General features: G+C 64.7%; 19 protein-coding genes, 2 tRNA genes and 1 riboswitch. Of the genes, 7 read left to right on the plus strand and 14 right to left on the minus strand.

The window, feature by feature from the left end; all coding sequences use genetic code 11:
- From EO99_RS0115035 to EO99_RS0115055, 5 genes are all read right to left on the minus strand, one after another.
- Positions 1-394 (minus strand): dihydrodipicolinate synthase family protein (locus EO99_RS0115035; RefSeq protein ID WP_029619450.1); only part of this gene is annotated, 394 nt, incomplete at its 3' end.
- The gene (locus tag EO99_RS0115040) at positions 391-1,095 is read right to left on the minus strand and encodes a ribonuclease activity regulator RraA (RefSeq protein WP_029619451.1); all 705 of its coding nucleotides are present in this window, start codon (positions 1,093-1,095) and stop codon (positions 391-393) included. The genes EO99_RS0115035 and EO99_RS0115040, both read right to left, overlap by 4 nt.
- A 130-nt stretch (positions 1,096-1,225) precedes the next feature.
- Positions 1,226-1,417, minus strand: coding sequence for a hypothetical protein (locus EO99_RS0115045; RefSeq protein ID WP_029619452.1), 192 nt, complete (start codon positions 1,415-1,417; stop codon positions 1,226-1,228).
- Between the two features lie 124 nt (positions 1,418-1,541).
- Positions 1,542-1,615: transfer RNA gene (locus EO99_RS0115050), tRNA-Gly, on the minus strand.
- A 75-nt stretch (positions 1,616-1,690) separates the two neighbouring features.
- Positions 1,691-2,785, minus strand: a complete 1,095-nt coding sequence (locus EO99_RS0115055) for a 2'-deoxycytidine 5'-triphosphate deaminase (protein ID WP_029619453.1) — start codon at positions 2,783-2,785, stop codon at positions 1,691-1,693.
- A gap of 75 nt (positions 2,786-2,860) precedes the next feature.
- A riboswitch (SAM riboswitch) is annotated at positions 2,861-2,939 on the plus strand.
- Positions 2,940-2,985: 46 nt separating this feature from the next.
- Between EO99_RS0115055 and EO99_RS0115060 the strand changes: the two genes are divergently transcribed.
- Together EO99_RS0115060 and apaG are read left to right on the plus strand one after the other, a co-directional pair.
- A complete protein-coding gene (locus EO99_RS0115060) occupies positions 2,986-4,170 on the plus strand; it encodes an O-succinylhomoserine sulfhydrylase (protein ID WP_029619454.1) in 1,185 nt (394 codons plus the stop codon).
- 160 nt (positions 4,171-4,330) lie between these two features.
- A complete protein-coding gene (gene apaG, locus EO99_RS0115065; RefSeq protein WP_029619455.1) occupies positions 4,331-4,723 on the plus strand; it encodes a Co2+/Mg2+ efflux protein ApaG in 393 nt (130 codons plus the stop codon).
- Between the two features lie 31 nt (positions 4,724-4,754).
- On the opposite strand, the gene EO99_RS0115070 is transcribed toward apaG, so the two are convergent.
- The 3 genes from EO99_RS0115070 to EO99_RS0115080 all read right to left on the minus strand — a co-directional run bounded on the left by EO99_RS0115070 (position 4,755) and on the right by EO99_RS0115080 (position 8,059).
- Positions 4,755-5,744: an Hsp33 family molecular chaperone gene (locus tag EO99_RS0115070; protein ID WP_029619456.1), complete on the minus strand. Its 990-nt coding sequence runs from the start codon at positions 5,742-5,744 to the stop codon at positions 4,755-4,757.
- 167 nt (positions 5,745-5,911) lie between these two features.
- Positions 5,912-6,829, minus strand: a complete 918-nt coding sequence (gene argF, locus EO99_RS0115075) for an ornithine carbamoyltransferase (RefSeq protein ID WP_029619457.1) — start codon at positions 6,827-6,829, stop codon at positions 5,912-5,914.
- Between the two features lie 33 nt (positions 6,830-6,862).
- Positions 6,863-8,059 (minus strand): aspartate aminotransferase family protein, encoded by a 1,197-nt coding sequence (locus EO99_RS0115080; protein WP_029619458.1) that lies wholly within the window; start codon positions 8,057-8,059, stop codon positions 6,863-6,865.
- Between the two features lie 378 nt (positions 8,060-8,437).
- On the opposite strand from EO99_RS0115080, the gene EO99_RS0115085 reads away from it, so the two are divergent.
- A complete protein-coding gene (locus EO99_RS0115085) occupies positions 8,438-8,965 on the plus strand; it encodes a GcrA family cell cycle regulator (protein WP_029619459.1) in 528 nt (175 codons plus the stop codon).
- Between the two features lie 121 nt (positions 8,966-9,086).
- On the opposite strand, the gene phoR is transcribed toward EO99_RS0115085, so the two are convergent.
- Positions 9,087-10,331 carry a phosphate regulon sensor histidine kinase PhoR gene (gene phoR / locus EO99_RS0115090; protein ID WP_051679888.1) on the minus strand — a complete coding sequence of 415 codons (1,245 nt, stop codon included), beginning with the start codon at positions 10,329-10,331 and terminating at the stop codon, positions 9,087-9,089.
- 142 nt (positions 10,332-10,473) lie between these two features.
- Between phoR and ppk2 the strand changes: the two genes are divergently transcribed.
- Positions 10,474-11,355 carry a polyphosphate kinase 2 gene (gene ppk2, locus EO99_RS0115095; protein ID WP_029619461.1) on the plus strand — a complete coding sequence of 294 codons (882 nt, stop codon included), beginning with the start codon at positions 10,474-10,476 and terminating at the stop codon, positions 11,353-11,355.
- A 7-nt stretch (positions 11,356-11,362) separates the two neighbouring features.
- Here the strand turns inward: ppk2 and EO99_RS0115100 are convergent, their stop codons facing one another.
- On the minus strand, positions 11,363-12,511 hold the full coding sequence (locus EO99_RS0115100; protein ID WP_051679889.1) for a hypothetical protein: 1,149 nt from the start codon (positions 12,509-12,511) through the stop codon (positions 11,363-11,365).
- 246 nt (positions 12,512-12,757) lie between these two features.
- On the opposite strand from EO99_RS0115100, the gene EO99_RS0115105 reads away from it, so the two are divergent.
- On the plus strand, positions 12,758-13,714 hold the full coding sequence (locus tag EO99_RS0115105) for an NAD(P)H-dependent flavin oxidoreductase (RefSeq protein ID WP_029619463.1): 957 nt from the start codon (positions 12,758-12,760) through the stop codon (positions 13,712-13,714).
- A 117-nt stretch (positions 13,715-13,831) separates the two neighbouring features.
- A tRNA-Thr gene (locus tag EO99_RS0115110) sits at positions 13,832-13,907 on the plus strand.
- A 265-nt stretch (positions 13,908-14,172) separates the two neighbouring features.
- Here the strand turns inward: EO99_RS0115110 and EO99_RS28020 are convergent.
- Both EO99_RS28020 and EO99_RS0115120 read right to left on the minus strand, forming a co-directional pair.
- Entirely contained in the window at positions 14,173-14,334 is a 162-nt protein-coding gene (locus EO99_RS28020; protein ID WP_102248574.1) for a Thivi_2564 family membrane protein, read from the minus strand.
- Positions 14,335-14,439: 105 nt separating this feature from the next.
- Positions 14,440-16,350, minus strand: a complete 1,911-nt coding sequence (locus EO99_RS0115120; protein WP_029619464.1) for a glycosyltransferase family 2 protein — start codon at positions 16,348-16,350, stop codon at positions 14,440-14,442.
- 49 nt (positions 16,351-16,399) lie between these two features.
- Here EO99_RS0115120 and EO99_RS0115125 point away from each other — a divergent pair, with 49 nt between their 5' ends.
- A complete protein-coding gene (locus tag EO99_RS0115125; protein WP_029619465.1) occupies positions 16,400-17,278 on the plus strand; it encodes a transporter substrate-binding domain-containing protein in 879 nt (292 codons plus the stop codon).
- 19 nt (positions 17,279-17,297) lie between these two features.
- Here the strand turns inward: EO99_RS0115125 and EO99_RS0115130 are convergent, their stop codons facing one another.
- Both EO99_RS0115130 and EO99_RS0115135 read right to left on the minus strand, forming a co-directional pair.
- A complete protein-coding gene (locus EO99_RS0115130) occupies positions 17,298-17,957 on the minus strand; it encodes a S24 family peptidase (RefSeq protein ID WP_029619466.1) in 660 nt (219 codons plus the stop codon).
- A gap of 205 nt (positions 17,958-18,162) precedes the next feature.
- The gene (locus tag EO99_RS0115135) at positions 18,163-18,810 is read right to left on the minus strand and encodes a response regulator (protein ID WP_029619467.1); all 648 of its coding nucleotides are present in this window, start codon (positions 18,808-18,810) and stop codon (positions 18,163-18,165) included.
- Positions 18,811-18,875: the final 65 nt, after the last annotated feature.

Genomic DNA, 18,875 nt, shown 5'->3' on the forward strand with positions numbered 1-18,875 from the left:
CGTCGTCGCCGACGGCCTCGACCGCCTGGCCGAAGTAGTTGACGATCTGCTCGTCGGTCCGAAGCGACGGCGTCGGCGCGATCATCACGCCGGCGGCGCCCATGTCCATGGCGCTGCGCGCAAGCGAGCGCATCGCCGCAAGGCCCGGCGCCGAGACGCCGACGATCACCGGGATCTTCGAGCGTCCGACCACCTGCTGGATGATCGCCCGGCTCTCCTCCGGCTCGAGCTTCGGCGCTTCGCCCATGATCCCGAGGATGGTGATGCCGGTGCAGCCGCTCTCCTGATAGAAGTCCGTCAGCCGGTCGAGCGAGACCCGGTCGATCGAACCGTCCGGCAGGAAGGGCGTCGTGGCGATGGCGTAGACGCCCTTGGAGTCTGTCGTAAAGCTCATTGCGCGTCTTTCCAGGCCTGGTAGCGGGCCTTGGTCTCGGCATTCATCGGGTAGAGCCCGGGCAGCGCCACGCCACGATCGACCTCGGTCATGATCCAGGCTTCCATCCGTTCCTGCTCGGGGGCTTCCGCCAGCACCGCATCGAGCAGCTTTGCCGGGATCAGCACCGCGCCGTCCTGGTCGACCACGACGATGTCATCGGGAAAGACGGCGACGCCGCCGCAGGCGATCGGCTCCTGCCAGCCGACGAAGGTGAGACCGGCGACCGAGGGCGGCGCCGCGACGCCATTGCACCAGACGTCCATGCCGGTGCCGAGCACCCCTTCCGCGTCACGCACCACCCCGTCGGTCACCAGCGCCGCGACGCCGCGCTTGACCATGCGCGAGCAGAGGATGTCGCCGAAGATGCCGGCATCGAGCACGCCCATGGCATCGGCAACCGCCACGCAACCTTCCGGCATGGCCTCGATGGCGGCGCGGGTGGAGATCGGCGAGGCCCAGCTTTCCGGCGTCGCCAGATCCTCGCGCGCCGGCACGAAGCGCAGCGTGAAGGCAGGGCCGACGACGCGGGGCTGCCCGGGTTTCAGCGGCTTCGTGCCACGCATCCAGACGTTGCGGAGCCCCTTCTTCAGAAGCACGGTGGTCAGCGTGGCGGTGGAAACGCCCTTCAGCGTCTCGATGGTCTTCGGATCCAGCGGCATGAAATCTCCTCGCACTGCGGAAGGAGCGCTCTCCTTCACAGCCGGGATATTCTTCTGCGACCTTTCAAGCGTCAAGGAACGGAAACGGCTTTTCCGTCTCCTGCAGGGTCCGGAACCTACGGTCTCACCGTCATTCCTTGCTGGTGTCGTCCGCCGTCCGGTCGGTGTCGCCGTTCTGGAACATCCGCCGGTCGTCATCCGCCTCGCCGAGATCGAAGTTCTCGACCGGCTGGACGGGCGGATTGCCCGAAACGGCCGCCTCGTCCTCGGGGACGGGCTTTTTGCTGTCGCTGCTCGGTTTGCTGTGGGGCTGGTCGTTCATGGCATTCTCCCGATCGTGTCAAAGGACAACGATCGACCGCCGCAAATGTTCGCACCGTCACCCGGACCTGAGCAGGTAATTACAACGGCTGATACCTGTGCGGCGAGATCGGAAATGAGAAGGCTGGAGCGGGTGAAGGGAATCGAACCCTCGTCGTCAGCTTGGGAAGCTGCTGCTCTACCATTGAGCTACACCCGCGACGGCGGGCAGAGTTCACCCAGTTCGCCGCAACTGTCAAGCGTAGATCGATGACGGCGCGACGAGTGGCCTGCTTCACGCGAGGCGAAAATGCTTGGAGAGCTTCAGGCCCTGGGCCTGGTAGTTCGAGCCGAGGCCGACGCCGTAAAGCGCCTCCGGCGGGTCCTGCATGTACTCGTAGACGAGACGGCCGACGATCTGGCCGTCTTCCAGGATGAACGGCACTTCGTGGCTGCGCACCTCGAGCACGGCGCGACTTCCCCGGCCGCCCGCGGCCACATGGCCGAAGCCCGGGTCGAAGAAGCCGGCGTAGTGGACGCGGAATTCTCCCACCAGCGGATCGAAGGGCGTCATCTCGGCGGCATAGAGCGGCGGCACATGCACCGCCTCGCGCGACACGAGGATGTAGAATTCGTCCGGATCCAGCACCAGTTCGTTGCGGCCGCGGCTGAAGAGCGGTTCCCAGAAGTCGAAGACGTCGTGCTGCGCCTTCTTGTCGACATCGACGACGGCCGTATGGTGCTTGCCGCGGTAGCCGATCAACCCTTCCTTGTCCCCCGTCAGGTCGATCGACAGCGCGATGCCGCCACCACTGATGTTGGGTTCGCGCGAGGCCACCAGCGTTTCCGCCTCGTGCAGCTGCAAAAGTTCCGGCTCGCTCAGCACCGCATTGCCGGTGCGGAAGCGGATCTGCGACAGGCGCGAGCCGCGCCGCACGACGATCGGGAAGGTGCGCGGGCTGATCTCCAGGTAGAGCGGCCCGGAATAGCCGGCCGGGATCTTGTCGAACTCCTGGGCGTAATCGGTGATGACGCGCGTGAAGATGTCGAGGCGGCCGGTGGAGCTCTTCGGATTGGCCGAAGCCGACATCGTTGCCGGCAGGTCGAGGCTTTCCATCAGCGGCACGATGTAGACGCAGCCCGTTTCCAGGACCGCGCCTTCGGAAAGATCGATGACATGCAGTTTCAGCCTGTCCAGCTTGTCGGACACCAGGCTGTTGGGTCCCGGCATGAAGCTTGCCCGCACCCGGAAGGCCTTGGCGCCGAGCCGCAGGTCGAGGCTTGCCGGCTGCACCTGGTCGGCATCCAGCGCCCGTTCGGACAGGAGCCGTCCGCTTTCGAACAGCGCCGCAATGGCCCGGTCCGCCAGAATGCCCGTGGTCCTCGTCATGATCTTCTGTCCCCTGCGTGGCGCGACAAAACCAAATGGCGGCCATTGACGCAAGCAAAGACCGAGAGTAAGGCAGATTTATCCCGTGGTGATTTGGCCGGTCGGCTTGCAGCCACGTTAAACAAATGGCTAAAAAGACCGGGGTGAGACCGGTCTGCTTATGCACGGCCGGTTTTTTTGTGTTTGAAAGGTGCAAGCGCATGACCCAGAATTGGCGCCCCGCAACGCAGCTCGTCCACGGCGGCACGCTGCGGTCGCAATACGGTGAGACCTCCGAAGCGATCTACCTGACGCAGGGCTTCGTCTACGAGACGGCCGAGGCCGCCGAGGCCCGCTTCAAGGGCGAGAGCGAGGGTTTCATCTATGCGCGCTACGGCAGCCCCACCAACGACATGTTCGAGAAGCGCATGTGCATGCTGGAAGGCGCCGAGGAGGCTCGCGCCACGGCGTCCGGCATGGCAGCTGTTGCCGCTGCGATCCTCTGCCAGCTGAAGGCGGGCGACCATATCGTCGCTGCCCGCGCGCTGTTTGGATCCTGCCGCTGGGTGGTCGAGACGCTGGCGCCGAAATACGGCATCGAATGCACGCTCGTTGACGGCCGTTCGCTGGAAAACTGGGAAAAGGCGATCCGGAAGAACACCAAGGTCTTCTTCCTGGAGAGCCCGACCAATCCGACGCTGGAGGTGATCGACATCGCCGGCGTGGCGAAGCTTGCCAACCAGATCGGCGCCAGGGTCGTCGTCGACAACGTCTTTGCGACACCGCTCTTCCAGAAGCCGCTGGAGCTCGGCGCCCATATCGTCGTCTATTCGGCGACCAAGCATATTGACGGCCAGGGCCGCTGCCTCGGCGGCGTCGTGCTGTCCGACAGCGAATGGGTCGCGGAGCACCTGCAGGACTATTTCCGCCATACGGGTCCGGCCATGTCGCCGTTCAACGCCTGGACGCTCCTGAAGGGCATCGAGACGCTGCCGCTGCGGGTGCGCCAGCAGACGGAGAGTGCGGCCAAGATCGCCGATTTCCTCGCCGACCAGAAGAAGGTCGCGCGGGTGATCTATCCGGGACGGGCAGACCATCCGCAGGCCGACATCATCGCCAAGCAGATGACCGGCGGGTCGACGCTCGTCTGCCTGGAGCTGAAGGGCGGCAAGGAGGCGGCGTTCGCGCTGCAGAACGCGCTGGAGGTGGTGAAGATCTCCAACAACCTCGGCGACGCCAAGAGCCTGATCACCCATCCGGCGACCACGACGCACAAGAACCTGACGGACGAGGCCCGCGCCGAACTCGGCATTTCGGCGGGAACGCTGCGGCTCTCGGCAGGCATCGAGGACAGCCAGGATCTGCTCGAGGACTTCGCCCGCGCACTGGAGAAGGTGCCGGCCTGAGTACGGAGGATAACCGGAAGCGGTGTTAACGCTTCCGGTTATCCTTAACCTTCGAAATGTCCCGAAAACGGACGAACGGGCGCCCGTGTCGGTTTCAGTTTCCTTGACGCGCGCGGGAAGCTGTATGATACCGACTACAGTTCACTGAGAGCGCCGCGTCATGTATCGGGCCCGTACACGAGATATCGAAGTTGCCGTGGAAACCTATTACCTGGAGGAGCAATCCTGCCCGGAGGACAGCCGCTATGTCTGGGCCTACCACATCGTCATCGAAAACCATTCGGCGCTGACGGTCCGGCTGACACATCGCTACTGGCACATTACCGACCAGAGCGGTCTCGTCGACGAGGTCGAGGGACCGGGCGTCGTCGGGGAGCAGCCGAAACTGCGCCCCGGAGATACCTATGAATATTCCTCCGGCTGCCCGCTCGACACGCCCTCCGGCGTGATGTTCGGCCACTACCGGATGGAAACCGACGAAGGGGAAAGCTTCGACGTCGCGATCCCCGCCTTCTCCCTCGATTCCCCCGGCCTGCTGCGCGTTCTGAACTAGCAGGCGCTCGCCTCGGGCAGGACGGCCTGGATCAGGCTGTCTCGAACTCGTCCGCTCGATACTTGTAGGTGGTCGAGCAGAATTCGCAGGTGACGGCGACCTCGCCGTCCTCCAGGCTCTCCGTGATCTCCTCTGCGCTGAAACCATCCAGAACGCTCTTGATCTTGTCGCGCGAGCAGCTGCACTGGTCGGCGACCGCCTGCGGCTGGTAGACCCGCACGCCACGCTCGTGGAACAGCCTGAACAGCAGGCGCTCGATCGGCACCTGTGGATCGGTCAGTTCATCGGTGTCGATGGTTTCCAGCATCATCCTGGCTTCCGCCCAGGAATCATCGTCGGGCTGGTCATGTTCGCGCTCATCGCCATCGCCGCCGTGGAGATCGGGCAGGCGCATGCGGTCAGGCGCCTGCGGCAGGAACTGGGCAAGGATACCGCCGGCGCGCCAGTTGTGGCGTGGCTTGCCATCGGCATCGCGGTCTAGAAGCTCCGCCACGCCGAGGCGTACCTTCGTGGGGATCTGCTCGGACTGGCGGAAATAGACACCGGCAATCTCCTCCAGCGACGAACCGTCGAGCGGCACGATGCCCTGATAGGGATGCATGCCGCGGCCGTGGTCGATCGTGAAGGCCAGTACGCCTTCGCCCAGAAGGTCCTCCGGGGAGGTTTCACCGGAGGCAATCGCTGCTTCCAGGACCTCCTCGTCATAGCGGGCATAGGCGCGCAGGCTACCCGGCGTCGAGAAGTCCGCCACCAGCAGGTCGACAGGTCCGTCGCCCTTGGTCTGGATGGTGAACTTGCCCTCGAACTTCAGCGAGGTGCCCAGCAATGCAGTCAGAACGATAGCCTCTGCCAGCAGCCGCGCAACGGGGGCCGGATAGTCGTGCCGCGCCAGAATGGAATTCAGCAGCGGGCCAAGCTGAACGGCGCGGCCGCGCACATCCAACCCGTCGACCTGAAACGGGACGACCTTGTCGTCGCCGGCCAGATCCAGATCGGTGATTTCAACGGTGGCTTCCGCCATGGCTTGCTCCTTCGCGCCGACCAGTCCAGCTTCTACACAGGCGCAGGCTCGTGCGGAACCGCTGCGGTGCAAAAAGATGTCGGCAATGGGTGTGGGGCCGCCCGTCGGGGCGGCACTTGCGAAAGGCGACAGATGGGGTCGATTTTCGCGAAAATCAAGCCGGTTGCTCAGACGGCGCCGAAGCACCAGGCCAGGATGGACTTCTGCGCATGCAACCGGTTCTCCGCCTCGTCGAAAACCACCGACTGCGGGCCGTCGATCACCTCGTCCGTCACCTCTTCTCCACGATGCGCAGGAAGGCAGTGCATGAAGAGCGCATCCTTGCCCGCCTGCTTCATCAGCTGGGCGTTGACCTGGAACGGCTGGAAGACATTGTGACCGCGCGCCTTGTGCTCCTGGTTCATCGAGATCCAGGTGTCGGTCACGACACAGTCTGCGCCGGCAACCGCGCGCTCGGCATCATGGTAGAGCATGATCTCGCCGCCATTGTTGCGCGCCCAGTTGAGGATCCGGTCGGATGGCTCCGAGCCCAGCGGCACGGCCATGTTCATGCGGTAGCCGAACCGGGCTGCACCTTCGACGAGGGAATGCAGGACATTGTTGCCGTCGCCCGTCCAGGCGATGGTCTTGCCGGCGACCGGCCCGCGGTGTTCCTCGAAGGTCATGATGTCGGCCATGATCTGGCAGGGATGGGTGTCATCCGTCAGTGCATTGATGACCGGGACGGTAGCGTGCTCGGCCATCTCCAGCATCCGCGCATGGTCCGTGGTGCGGATCATGATCGCATCGACGTAGCGCGACAGCACCCGGGCGGTGTCGCCGATCGTCTCGGCGCGGCCGAGCTGCATTTCGGTGCCGGAGAGGAAGAGCGTTTCGCCGCCGAGCTGGCGCATGCCGACGTCGAAGGAGACGCGGGTGCGTGTCGACGGCTTTTCGAAGATCATCGCGAGCATCTTGCCCGCCAGCGGCTTGTCGGCCGTGCCGGCCTTGGTGGCCTGCTTGCGCACGCGGGCATCATCGATGATGGCCCGCAGGTCGGCGGCAGAAACGGCAGAGAGATCGAGAAAGTGCTTTGGTGAGGCCATGTTCAATCGACGAGGGCAGTAGCCCTCCACTCCTTACGCTGATTTCTTCAGGGCAGCTTCGCCGAGCGCTTCGGCTGCCCGCTCGATGCGGGCGAGGCCTTCGCGCGCCTCTTCGGCGGTGGTCACGAGCGGCGGCAGAAGGCGGATGACGTTGTCGCCGGCCGGAACGCCGAGGAGATGCTCGCCGCGCATCGCCATCAGCAGCTCGGTGTTGGGCACTTTCGTCCGGATGCCGAGCATCAGGCCTTCGCCACGGATCTCGTCGATGATGTCCGGGAACCGGTCTTTGAGGCTTTCGAGACCCTGGCGGAACACCAGCGCCACGTCGCGCACCTGCTCCAGGAAGTCGTCGGCCAGGACGACGTCCAGCACCGCATTGCCGACGGCCATGGCCAGCGGATTGCCGCCATAGGTCGTGCCATGAGTGCCGGCCTTCATGCCGCTGGCGGCCTCTTCCGTGGCAAGGCAGGCGCCCAGCGGGAAGCCGCCGCCGATGCCCTTGGCGACAGCCATGATGTCCGGCGTGATGCCGGCCCATTCATGGGCGAAGAGCTTGCCGGTCCGGCCGACGCCTGACTGCACTTCGTCGAGGATCAGCAGCAGCCCGTTTTCGTCGCACAGCTGCCGCAGCGTGCGCAGGAACTCCTTGGATACCAGACGCACCCCACCTTCGCCCTGGATCGGCTCGATCAGGATGGCTGCCGTGGCATCGGTGATTGCGCCCTTCAGGGCGTCGAGATCGTCGAAGGGCACCTGGTCGAAGCCCTCGACCTTCGGGCCAAAGCCTTCGAGATACTTCGGCTGGCCGCCGGCGGCGATGGTCGCCAGCGTGCGCCCGTGGAAGGCGCCTTCGAAGGTGATGATGTGGAAGCGCTCCGGGTGGCCGTTGACGTACTGGTAGCGCCGCGCCGTCTTGATGGCGCATTCGAGCGCCTCCGCGCCGGAATTGGTGAAGAACACCTTGTCGGCGAACGTGGCCTCAGCCAGCCGCCGCGCCAGCTGCTCCTGACCAGGAATGTCATAGAGGTTGGACAGGTGCCAGAGCTTGTCCGCCTGGTCCTTCAGCGCCGCGACGAGATGGGGATGTGCGTGACCGAGGGAGTTGACGGCGATGCCGGCCGCGAAGTCCATATAGCGCTCGCCGCTTTCCGTCGTCAGCCACACCCCTTCGCCTCGCTCGAAACGCAGCGGCGCGCGGTTGTAGGTGTCGTACAGTGCGGGATCAGCCATGGCGGCGTAACTCCTTCGTTGATCGCTGCCCTTTGGGAGCTGCAGTCCAATCAAAAATGCCGCCCTGGGGGCGGCGCGGGCACTATCTCCATTTCCCCGAAGGATGTCAACAAATCCACATTCTCACGCAGTCAGACTCATTGTGACAAATATGACTCGCCAACCCAGCAAGTTGGGGAAAACCCTGAAATCGATTCGCAGGGATTCCAGCGACTCTTGCCACGGAGTCTGCCGACCAGTAGTTTAGCAATCAACAACTAGACTGCATGCGGCGGAACTAGTCACCAAAAGCCTATATATAGTGGCTGGCGCGAAATATAACTCGCGCCAACGGTGAGGGATTCTGCATGCCATACGTTCAAAAGGCGGAGAGCGGGCATGAATTGGACAGACGAGCGCGTTGAACGGCTGAAGAGGCTCTGGGCTGAAGGCCTCAGCGCCAGCCAGATTGCTGCACAACTGGGCGGCGTCAGCCGTAACGCCGTCATCGGCAAGGTTCACCGGCTGAACCTGCCGGGCCGCGCGAAGGCCGGCGGATCTTCCGCTGCAACACGCACCGCCAAGCGGGTCGCCGCACCGGTCCGTCCGGCCAACTACCCGGCCCGCGTCGCCACCCGCACGGTCGCCCGCACCGTTGGTGCCACCGCGCTCAAGGAAGATGTCGATGGCGTGCCGCAGCTGCAGTACGTTCCCTCCACCAGCGTCGTGGTGCCGATTTCCCGCAAGCTGACGCTGACGGATCTGACCGAGCGGACCTGCAAGTGGCCGGTGGGCGACCCTCTGAAGGACGACTTCCACTTCTGCGGCGTCGATGCAGCCGATGCGTCCCCCTACTGCGGCTATCACGCCAAGCTGGCCTACCAGCCGGTCGCCGAACGCCGTAGAGCGGCGGCTGCCCGCGCCTGATCCGGCAGGCAGAAGCGCACGAACATGAAGCGGGCCTCGGCCCGCTTTTTTGTTTCGTCCCAGACGGTCGAGAAAGGGGAGGGAGCGGCGACGCGCTTGCGCGGTCCGCGTCGATCCCGCGTCAGAAGCGGACGGTGAACTGGCTGCCCTTGCCGACTTCGGAGGTTACGATGAGGCGGGCGCGGTGGCGGGTGAGGATGTGCTTCACGATGGCGAGGCCGAGGCCCGTGCCCTTCTTCGAGCGGCTATCGGCAACGCTGACGCGGTAGAAGCGCTCCGTCAGGCGCGGCACATGCTCGGATGGAATCCCCGGCCCGTGATCGACCACGGTGACCTCCACAGGGCGGGCCTCGGCCGCCTTCAGGTAGACGTCGACGCGCTCGCCCTCCTGGCCATATTTGCAGGCGTTCTCCATCAGGTTCTCGAACACCTGGACGAGCTCGTCCCGATCGCCGGTCACTTCGACCGGGACGTCGGGCAAATGCAGGTTGATCTTCACGCCAAGCTCCTCTGCGAGCGGCACAAGCGAATCCCGGACATGCGACAGCAGTGGCACCAGGTCGACCTTGCACTCCGGCGCCACATTCGCCTTCAGTTCGAGTCTCGAGAGCGACAGCAGGTCATCCACGAGCCGGCTCATGCGGGTCGACTGGTCCAGCATGATGGACAGAAAGCGTTCATGTGCCTTGGGATCGGATTTGGCCGGCCCCTGGAGGGTCTCGATGAAGCCCCGTAGCGACGCCAGCGGCGTGCGCAGCTCGTGACTGGCGTTGGCCACGAAATCGCTGCGCATCTGATCGAGCCGCCGCAGCTCCGAGATGTCGCGAAAGCAAAGGAGATAGAGCTGCCCCAGGTTTCCGCTTCGTTTCAGTTCGATCGGCGCGATGCGGACCATGTAGACCTGCTGCGATGGCAATCGCTCCGCATGCTCGATCTGGTTCGGCCTGCCGTTCGCCAGGGTTTCGCGCACCATGTCGAGAACGGCCGGCGAGCGCAGTCTTGCCGAGACATGCACGCCCATGGGCAAGGCTCCGAGCAGGCGGTCCGACGCGCGGTTCTGAAAGAGGACATTGGCCTCCTGGTCGAGGAGAAGCGATGGCGTTTCCAATGCGTCGATGGTGGCTGAGATCTCGTCCAGCAGCCTGGGGTCGCGCGTCTCGTCCTCCGCCTCGCTCGGATTGGTCTCCGGCTCCGGACGGTGGTCGCCGACCAATGTCAGGCCGACCAGGAAGAACCAGCCGAGCGCCGCCTGCCAGGCCGGAACACCGGCGAAGACCGAGAGCACGCCCACCAGCGACAACGCAAAGAGCAGCGGCCAGCTGCCGCCGAACCGCTTGTTCAACCAGGTCCCCCATTCAGATCCCATAGACGATCCACCTCCCGATCCAAATTTCGGCTCTTAGACGGCTTAGATGACAGATATACATCGACGACCAGTGGATGAAGGATAAATTGGGTGTCTTGCCCGCAGCTTCGCGAAGCAGTGCCCGATCAAAGGAGTGCCATCGATGACCAGCAACAAGCAGGACCGCACGGTCGAACTCGACATCGGCGGGCGCAAGCGCGCCTTCGACATCGACGATCCCAAGCTGCCGGACTGGGTCCACGAGGCTGCACTCGGCTCCGAGGGATATCCCTACGACGACAAGATGGACAAGGGCGACTACAAGAAGACGCTGGAGAACCTGCAGATCGAGCTGATCAAGCTGCAGTTCTGGCTGAACGCGAGCGGCAAGCGGATGATCTCGGTGTTTGAGGGTCGCGACGCGGCCGGCAAGGGCGGCACCATCTTCTCCATCCGCGCCTACCTCAATCCGCGCTCCGCGCGCATCGTCGCGCTGCCCAAGCCGACGGAGGCCGAGGCTGGCCAGTGGTATTTCCAGCGGTATGTGGAGCATTTCCCCACCTCCGGCGAAGCCGTCCTCTTCGACCGCTCCTGGTACAACCGGGGCGTCGTCGAGCCGGTCATGGGCTTCTGCACGCCCGACCAGTGCAAGAAGTTCCTGAGGGAGACGCCGCACTTCGAAGAGATGATCGTCGACGACGGCATCCACTTCTTCAAGTTCTGGCTCAACATCGGACGCGAGATGCAGTTGAAGCGCTTTCACGACCGGCGCCATGATCCGCTGAAGATCTGGAAGCTCTCGCCGATGGACGTCGCTGCTTTGACGAAGTGGGACGACTACACCAAGGCGCGCGACCGGATGCTGGAAAAGACCCACACGGCCCAGGCGCCGTGGATGGTGGTCAAGGCGAACGACAAGCGCCGCGCCCGCATCAATGTCATCCGCCACCTGCTGCTGTCGATCGACTACGAGGGACGCGACAAGGAGGTGATCGGCGACATCGACGACAGCATCATCGGCGAGGGACCCGCCTTCCTGGACTGAGGCGTCGCTACTGGCCCGGCAGGATCCGCACCGCATACAGGAGAACGGGATTGCTTTCGCCCGCAACGCTGGTGTTGATCAACAGCCGACCGGATGCTCCGGGCGCAGCCGACGCATCGAAGGTCACCCGGAAGAGGGCATCGGCCTTTTCCTGATGGGCGGAAAACCGGTGGCGGGAGCAGGTCCCCAGGCTTGCGAATTCGCAGCGCACCGAGAATTGCACCCCGGACTCCGCACCCGACTGCACCGTCAGTGCGATGGTCGAGGTCTGCCCGGCCAACTGCCCAAGAACGCTTGCGGGGATTTCGACCGCGATATCTCCCGTGGCGTCGACGGCGCCGGATGCCAGCCGCACCGCCGCACCGCTGGCTGTCGTCACAGGTTCCATCGTGGCCGGAGCGGAGGCCTGGACGGCGGCGATGTTGGTGCCGTCGAAAATGGGCAGCCAGTCCGCCGAAAACCCGACCTGCGGCCCGAGCCCCTGCTGACCGGACGACTGGTTGCGCGTCGACTGGCTGGCCGCCTCGATCGCCTGATCCAGCGACTGCTGGACCAGACCGGAGGAATAGGCCCACCAGCCGGCAGCACCGATCAGGCCGAAGAACACGAGCCAGGCGGCCAGCACGGAGAAAAACCCGCGGCGGCGGCGCGGCTTGGCAGTCCGTTCCGGCGGCGCATCGAGGATGGTGTCCTCGCGCCCGAAACGGTGTCGCCGTTTCCGCGTCTTGCCCGCGGGCATGTCCGACTGGGGCGCTGCCGCCGGCGCGCCATCCCGCTCCGCCCGCAGAGAATCAAGGCTCGAACCATCGAATGCCCGCGATCCCGGCGCCCTGTCGCGGGCGTCATCGCGCATGGCGCCGCCCAGAAGGGACGCTTCCTCGGGAGCGGCCGGCGACGGCGCCGCGCGCTGAGCCTGCGGCGCCAAAGGTTCGCGCGCTGCCGGTGGCAGGGGTGACGGCGAAGGCATGGCTGGCGCCGCTCTGCTCCGCTCCTCGCCCTCGATTTCGCGGATCTTCAGCTCCAGGCGCTGCCGCTGCGCCGCGACCATCTGCGCATCGGTAACCCCCTGCTTGACAAGACCGGACTCCAGGGCCTGCCGCGCCGACTGGTAGATGCGCGCGCGAATTTCGGGATTGGCGCGGTTGGACTTCTCCAACGCGTTCCTGATCGCTGTCTCCAAACCGCTCACTATCAGTCCCTGCTCTGTTTCGCTCCGGACGAGCCCATCGTTCACGTTTCGGTAATCTTTCCGGTCGCGAACTGCAAGCACTCCTATTCCGGCTAAACTGGGGCCAGGCTCGGCGTTGTCCTACGGGCACGTTCCGTGCCGCTCTTTTCCATGGCTGGCGCTTCTGCTAAGCTTCTTACGTGCGCGTAAACGTCAATTGAGGAGGATCACCGAATGCTGCCGCCCATCCTGAGGGAGAAACTGCGCCTGCCGGTCGTCGCATCGCCGCTGTTCATCATTTCCCATCCGGCGCTGACGCTGGCGCAGTGCAAGGCCGGCGTGATCGGTGCCTTTCCGGCCCTCAATGCGCGACCGGAAAGCCAGCTCGACGAGTGGCTGGCGATGATCACCGAGGAGCAGGCCGCCCATGATGCCGCAAACCCGGACCGACCGGCGGCACCCTTTGCCGTCAACCAGATCGTGCATCCGTCCAACAAGCGGCTCGAGCACGACCTGATGATGTGCGTCAAATACAAGGTGCCTGTGGTCATCTCCTCGCTCGGGGCCGTGCCGGAGGTCAACGCGGCGGTGCATTCCTACGGCGGCATCGTGCTGCACGACGTGATCAACAACCGGCACGCCAATTCGGCGATCCGCAAGGGCGCCGACGGGCTGATCGCGGTGGCCGCCGGTGCCGGCGGACATGCGGGCACGCTGTCGCCCTTTGCGCTCGTCCAGGAGATCCGCGAATGGTTTGACGGGCCGCTGCTGCTCGCGGGCGCCATCGGCACCGGAGACGGCATTCTCGCGGCCCAGGCCATGGGCGCCGACATGGCCTATGTCGGCACGCCGTTCATCGCCACCGAGGAGGCCCGCGCGTCGGAGGACTACAAGCAGATGATTGCGGGATCGCAGGCTGCCGACATCGTCTATTCGAACTATTTCACCGGCATCCACGGCAACTACCTGAAGGGGTCGATCGTCGCGGCCGGTATGGATCCCGACAACCTGCCGGTCGCCGATCCCTCGAAGATGGACTTCGACAAGGCGACGACCGGGACGAAGGCCTGGAAGGACATCTGGGGCGCCGGACAGGGCGTCGGTTCGGTGAAGGCGGTCGTGCCGGTATCGGAGCTGGTCGATCGCCTGGAGCGGGAATACGTCGCGGCGCGCAGCCGCATCTGCGCCTGACGGCTCCGGGTTGGCGGCAAGGGGAAAATGCGCCGCGCCGCAAATCTCGGCTTGAAATGGGCTTTCTTTGCCTGTATCAGCCGCATCACCTTGCAGCCCGACGCTGGCGCTGCATGGGCCGCTTTAGCTCAGGTGGTAGAGCACATCATTCGTAATGATGGGGTCGCAGGTTCGAGTCCTGCAAGCGGCACCATTTCCCCTCGTCGACCCGGAAACATAGGTAACACTTCGTGGGTGATAGCCTCGGGTCGAGCGCGTCGAAGACGCCCCTATCCGGAAAGTGCTGGCAAACCAGGACCTCCCTCAATCACCGGCGTCTCTCTCCCCGGCATCGGACCTCCCGCCGGAAGGCGAGAGGGGTGCGGATGTCTGCGGCATGAGCTGTCATTGATCCAGGGCGCAGCCAAAGTTGCCGATGCCCTGGAAAGCGCATCGGCGGAGTGTGGCCTGGCCGGGCCTCAGAACACCGCCAGGTAGCGAAGCAGCGAGATGATCCCGATGATGATGACGATGACCTGGGCGATCTGCTTGGCGCGGCCGTCGATGGGCAGGCGTGCAATCAGGTAGAGGACGAGGACGACAACCAGAAAAGTAATGAGCAGGCTGACAAGTACAGACATGAGGGGATCCTAATAAAAGTGGTTTAGACTCAGGGAGATAGAGCCGCCCCACCCGATGAGAAGTGCCCCACGGGTTTTTATTCGTCGCGGCTCTGCGCGCGGTCGCTACTGTGCCGGCTCGTGCGGCGTCTTCTGCCAGAAGAACGGCCGCGACCGCAACTCGAGGATCGCCCGCCAGGCGGCCAGCGAGGTCATCATCCAGTAGAGCGGAACCGCCATCCAGCGCCCTCCCACCAGCCGCTTCTCATGATCGGTCATGGAACTGATGCCGAGAGCGACGAAGGTGAGATAGCTGCCGAAGATGTTGAAGGCGTCGACGCAGAAGAGCACCAGCACGCCCGCCGGGATGCCGCTCGCCGGTACCGCCATCATCGCCAGCGCGCCCTGGGCCAGGAAGACGAAGATCAGCGGATGCAGCAGGGAGGACAGCAGCATTCCGCCGATCATCAGGTGGAAGATCAGCCAGCCGCGCAGTCCCATCTCGCCCAGCAGACGCTTCGGCCTGCGCATCAGCACCAGCCAGGTCTGGACCCACCCCTTGAACCAGCGCGTCCGCTGCCCCATCCAGATCGACAGCCGGACCGGCGCATCCTCCAGCGTCTGCCGCCGCAGCACGGCGGATCGGTAGCCGAGGCGAAAGAGCCTGAGGCCGAGATCGGCATCCTCCGTCACATTGAACGGATCCCAGCCGCCGGCCTGTCTCAGAAGCGCGGTGCGGAAGTGGTTGGACGTTCCCCCGAGCGGCATCGGCAGGCCGTAGTGGGCCAGCATCGGCAGCAGCCCGCGAAACAGGGCCGCATACTCGAGGGCAAACAAGGCGCTGATCCAGGACGATCTGCCATTGGCGATGACCAGCGGCGCCTGCAGGCAGGCCAGATCCGGGGGCAGGCTGGAAAAGCGGCCATAGGCTTCCCGCAACTGACCGGGATGCGGCCGGTCCTCAGCATCGTAGATTACCAGGTAGTCGCCGCGCACGCCCGCGAGCGCATAGCTCAGCGCCTTGGGCTTGGTGCGCGGGTGGGCAGCCGGCACTTCGATGATCTCGAAGTGGCGTGGCAGCGCCATGGCGCGAAGCGCCTCCAGAGTTTCGGCATCATCCGCTTCGCAGACGAGCTTGATGTCCAGAAGCGAGACCGGCCAGTCGAGGCGCTTCAGACAGGCGACCAGCTGGCCGGCGACGGCAGCTTCGCGGTACAGCGCGACCAGCACGGTATAGGTCGGAAGCGGACCCGGTGTCGGCGGCGGCTCGAAATGCCGCTCGTGCTTGCGGTGAATCAGCGCCAGGATCCGCAGGCCGAGCGCTGCCAGATAGAGATAGGACATCACCGGATGCAGAACCGGCAGGATCAGCGCCGGCGCGGCCAGGAGCGCGATGAGGAGGGGCGCCACGATCATACCGGCGGCAAATCCCTGTGAACCGGTGACGACCGTCCGGGCGGAAAACTGTGGCCGGTCCTCCGACAGCGTCGCGACGGTCTCGCGCACGCGCCGCGTCGCCCCGGCAGCCCAGACGGCCTTGCGGATGGCGCTCGGGGTGGTGATCGTCAGATCGCGGCCCAGCATCGGCAGGTTGATTAGCGCCGCCGCCAGCTCCGCCAGCCTTCCGGCTTCGGGAACGATCGCAACTTGCGGCGCCGTTCGCGCATGTTGGAGCCGCACCATCGCCGGACGCCGCAGTTGCGTGTCGAGATGTGTGGTATCGACCACCGTGCCGGCGTCGATCCGGTCTGCGAAGGGAAGCCGCAGGAACCGCGCCATCGCGCCGTAGTAGGCATCTTCCTGAATTCCCGGGTGATGGAGCAGTTCGGTTTCGAGCGTCGTGTTGTTCTGTCGCGCCCGCTTCGACAGCCTCTCGATCAGCGGTTTGGAAAACCCGAGCGACTGCAACGCCGCGCTTTCGTCGCCGACCGATGCCGGTCTCGACCTGTCCAGCCCGTTGGCCGTCACGGCACGCGGGCGAAGCTCGCCGGCGCCGTCAGGGGAGCCTGCTGCTTGCGGATATTCCCCCAGACGCATGACTCTGATACACCACCGTTACCAGACTGTCCCAATTCGGAACATAAAGATGCACCCTCTGCTTTCACCCCTGAAAACACGGGGGAGACTTCCCTTTTTGGTTGTCCTGGTCCTGGCTCTTGCACCCTGTTTCGCCCCCGGCGCGGCACGCGCCGACCAGCACGAATTTCCTGTCCTGTTTGACGCTAGGGAGCGGCTGCCGCGACCGGACCTCTCCAATCTCGTGCGGCTGCGCATCCTCACCACGATCGATTTTCCGCCCTTCAACTTCGCCGATCAGACCGGCCGCCTGTCCGGCTTCAATGTCGATCTTGCCCGCGAGATCTGTGCCGAGCTCGACATTCAGTCGAAGTGCCAGATCCAGGCGATGCCCTTCGAAGACCTCGAAAAGGCGCTGGCCAATGGTTCCGGGGAGGCGGTGATGGCAGGGGTTGCGATCGACGCCGTACGACGGGAAGATTTCACGTTCTCGCGTCCCTACCTGACCGTTCCGGCCCGTTTTGCGCGCCTTGTCTCCAGTCCGGCCGCCGGCGAGGGGCCGGAGGCACTGATCGGGCGGCCGGTCGGTGTGGTGAAGGACACCGCGCATGCGGCGATGCTGAAGGCTTTCTTCCCGAAGATCTTTCCCGTGACCTTCGAAAGTCACGAGGTCATGCTGGAGGCGCTGAAGGCGGGCAAGGTGGATGCCGTGTTCTCCGATGGGCTCCGGCTCCCGTTCTGGGTCGCGGGCGAGGCCGCGGAGGGATGCTGCGCGCTCTTCGGGGGGCCGTATCTCTCGGAGCATTTCCTGGGCGAAGGACTGGCCGTCATGCTGCAGGCCGACGATGTGGCGCTGGCAGCAGCCTTCGATCACGCCTTGGCCGTCCTGTCCCGCAACGGCCGCCTGCAGGACATCTACCTGCGCTACTTCCCCAACGACCTCTACTGAAGCGTGAAAGCTTATATTCCTACTGGCTTGCCCAGATGATCCGTGCCACCCATTCCACCTCGGCATGGTCCAGGCTGCGGTTCGCATGCTCCGGGTTGAGCGAGTGCAGCTCGATGGCCTTGGCCGTCTGGCGCATCAGGATCTTCGCCATCACTTCGCCATCGCGGGTCTTGACGACCACCCGATCGCCGCGCCGGACCTGTGCGCCCGGCTCCACGATCAGCACATCGCCGTCGCGGTAGAGCGGCATCATGGAATCCCCCTGCACCTCCAGCGCATAGACGCCGGATTTGCGCGCCGGGGAGGCGGGAAACTCCACCACGTCCCAGCCCTGTCCTGCGGGAAAACCGCCGTCGTCGAAGAAACCGCCGGCGCCCGCCTGGGCAAACCCCAGAAGAGGGATCGTCCCGATCTGCGGCGGGAAGGCGCCGTCCGGCAGATCCGAGCGGGAGGAGGGGATGTAGCTCAGAAACTGTTCGACACTGGCACCGGTCGCCTCGAGCACCTTGGCGATCGACTCGGTGGAGGGCCAGCGCAACCGCCCGTCGGGGCCGTGCCGCTTCGATTTGTTGAACGAGGTGGGATCGAGGCCGGCGCGGCGGGCAAGGCCCGAGGCGGTCAGCTTGTGGCGCTCCGCGAGGGCGTCGAGGGCGTGCCAGATCGTCTCGTGTGACAGCATGGCCGTAGGTTCTCCGGCTCAAGGTCCGGCAGCGTCCCGCTGGCTCCTCGCGCCCTGACATGGTCCTGATCCGACGACTTGGGCCGCCTTGCGCGCACCTGCCGTCGACCTGCCCGCAACGCGAGCCAGTTGTTGCAAATCTAGCCAAAGCAGGGCGGCCGGTAAAGAGCGGTGAGGAATAAAATCCTCTTTGCCCGGCAGCCGCTTACGCCACCAGCGGCATGTTGATCTTGCCGAGCTTGATCACCGCCTGCGTTCGGCTGTCCACGTTGAGCTTCAGGAGAATGGCGGACACATGCGCCTTGATGGTCGCTTCCGACACGCCCAGCTCATAGGCGATCTGCTTGTTGAGCAGGCCCTCGCCCAGCATGTTCAAGACGCGGCTCTGCTGCGGCGTCAGCGTGCGCAGCCGTTCCAGGAGTTCGCTGATGCCCGGCTCCTCGTCCGACATCGGCACATGCCCCTCGGGCGCCCAGATGTCGCCGTCGAGGACGGCATGGATGCCGGTCCGGATATCGTCGAGCCCGGAGGATTTCGAGATGAAGCCGGAGGCGCCGAGTTCCAGCGACCGGCGGATGGTCGCGCCGTCATCGGTGGCCGAGACCACCACGATCGGCAATCCCGAGAACTCGGCCCGCAGGGACATCAGGCCGGAAAATCCGCTGACGCCCGGCATGGCGAGGTCGAGGAGCAAGAGATCCGCGTCGCGATGGGTCTGCGCCGCCGCGCGTGCGGCGTTGAAATCCCCGGCTTCGATGATGGTGAGATCGGTGGAAAGACCTTGCACGGCTTGTTTCAGTGCGCCGCGAAACAGCGGATGGTCGTCTGCGATGATGATCGTGAGTGTCTGCATTCTAACGCTCCCTCCCAAGAGCATAGACGCAATGTCGCCTTCCCTCTTCTACGCTTCCAGAGCGC

The organism is Pseudorhizobium marinum (assembly GCF_000705355.1).
Taxonomy (GTDB): domain Bacteria; phylum Pseudomonadota; class Alphaproteobacteria; order Rhizobiales; family Rhizobiaceae; genus Neorhizobium; species Neorhizobium pelagicum.

Bases quoted from the DNA above. Each gene is read 5' to 3' on its own strand.
- EO99_RS0115040 (WP_029619451.1), bottom strand. From the start codon at position 1,095: ATGCCGCTGGATCCGAAGACCATCGAGACGCTGAAGGGCGTTTCCACC.
- EO99_RS0115045 (WP_029619452.1), bottom strand. From the start codon at position 1,417: ATGAACGACCAGCCCCACAGCAAACCGAGCAGCGACAGCAAAAAGCCC.
- EO99_RS0115055 (WP_029619453.1), bottom strand. From the start codon at position 2,785: ATGACGAGGACCACGGGCATTCTGGCGGACCGGGCCATTGCGGCGCTG.
- EO99_RS0115060 (WP_029619454.1), top strand. From the start codon at position 2,986: ATGACCCAGAATTGGCGCCCCGCAACGCAGCTCGTCCACGGCGGCACG.
- apaG (WP_029619455.1), top strand. From the start codon at position 4,331: ATGTATCGGGCCCGTACACGAGATATCGAAGTTGCCGTGGAAACCTAT.
- EO99_RS0115070 (WP_029619456.1), bottom strand. From the start codon at position 5,744: ATGGCGGAAGCCACCGTTGAAATCACCGATCTGGATCTGGCCGGCGAC.
- argF (WP_029619457.1), bottom strand. From the start codon at position 6,829: ATGGCCTCACCAAAGCACTTTCTCGATCTCTCTGCCGTTTCTGCCGCC.
- EO99_RS0115080 (WP_029619458.1), bottom strand. From the start codon at position 8,059: ATGGCTGATCCCGCACTGTACGACACCTACAACCGCGCGCCGCTGCGT.
- EO99_RS0115085 (WP_029619459.1), top strand. From the start codon at position 8,438: ATGAATTGGACAGACGAGCGCGTTGAACGGCTGAAGAGGCTCTGGGCT.
- phoR (WP_051679888.1), bottom strand. From the start codon at position 10,331: ATGGGATCTGAATGGGGGACCTGGTTGAACAAGCGGTTCGGCGGCAGC.
- ppk2 (WP_029619461.1), top strand. From the start codon at position 10,474: ATGACCAGCAACAAGCAGGACCGCACGGTCGAACTCGACATCGGCGGG.
- EO99_RS0115105 (WP_029619463.1), top strand. From the start codon at position 12,758: ATGCTGCCGCCCATCCTGAGGGAGAAACTGCGCCTGCCGGTCGTCGCA.
- EO99_RS28020 (WP_102248574.1), bottom strand. From the start codon at position 14,334: ATGTCTGTACTTGTCAGCCTGCTCATTACTTTTCTGGTTGTCGTCCTC.
- EO99_RS0115120 (WP_029619464.1), bottom strand. From the start codon at position 16,350: ATGCGTCTGGGGGAATATCCGCAAGCAGCAGGCTCCCCTGACGGCGCC.
- EO99_RS0115125 (WP_029619465.1), top strand. From the start codon at position 16,400: ATGCACCCTCTGCTTTCACCCCTGAAAACACGGGGGAGACTTCCCTTT.
- EO99_RS0115130 (WP_029619466.1), bottom strand. From the start codon at position 17,957: ATGCTGTCACACGAGACGATCTGGCACGCCCTCGACGCCCTCGCGGAG.
- EO99_RS0115135 (WP_029619467.1), bottom strand. From the start codon at position 18,810: ATGCAGACACTCACGATCATCATCGCAGACGACCATCCGCTGTTTCGC.